This window comes from Halobellus sp. Atlit-38R, from assembly GCF_003665925.1.
GTDB lineage: Archaea > Halobacteriota > Halobacteria > Halobacteriales > Haloferacaceae > Haloquadratum > Haloquadratum inordinatus.
In genome coordinates this window covers 1-530 of the sequence record NZ_QXIJ01000194.1, presented here as the reverse complement: position 1 = coordinate 530, position 530 = coordinate 1, and the positions used below count along the sequence as shown (strand labels likewise).

Genomic DNA, 530 nt, shown 5'->3' with positions numbered 1-530 from the left:
CCAATTTGACGAGTATAATGGAGAGAAAATAGTAGGAGAAGAATCACCGGGATATGTTAAGCATCCTTTGGTGCCAAAACGAGCTGTAAATCTAATTCCTGATGCAAAAATAGGATTATGCGTTCGAAATCCGGTGGAAAGAGCGTACTCTCAGTGGTGGCATGCACAAAAGAATTGGACCAATGCTCCCTTTGAGTATGCTCTCAACTATCATGCGGCCAATAGTGCGATTATAGTCCCTGGGTTTTATGATTACCACATCTCTCGATGGGAAGAGCATTATCCTTCTGATCAGATAAAAATCGTGTTTTTCGACGATTTCACGTCGGATAATGAATCGTTCATTCAGGACATCTACGATTTCCTCGGCGTTGATAACGAATATGCGCCCTCTATCGTAGGAGAAAGAATCAAAGCGGGCAAGGACTTCAACGAACCTGGTTCACTTTATCGAGCTCGCAGACGCGTTCGAAACGGGATTTCGGAACTGAGTCCCGATATAGTCAGAGATGAAATCCTGCGTCCAGTAT

At 44.0% G+C, this 530-nt stretch carries 1 protein-coding gene; it reads left to right on the top strand.

Going from position 1 to position 530, the window contains the following annotated elements; all coding sequences use genetic code 11:
* A partial coding sequence (locus D3D02_RS20540) for a sulfotransferase domain-containing protein (RefSeq protein ID WP_147435745.1) occupies nt 1-530 on the top strand: 530 nt, incomplete at both ends.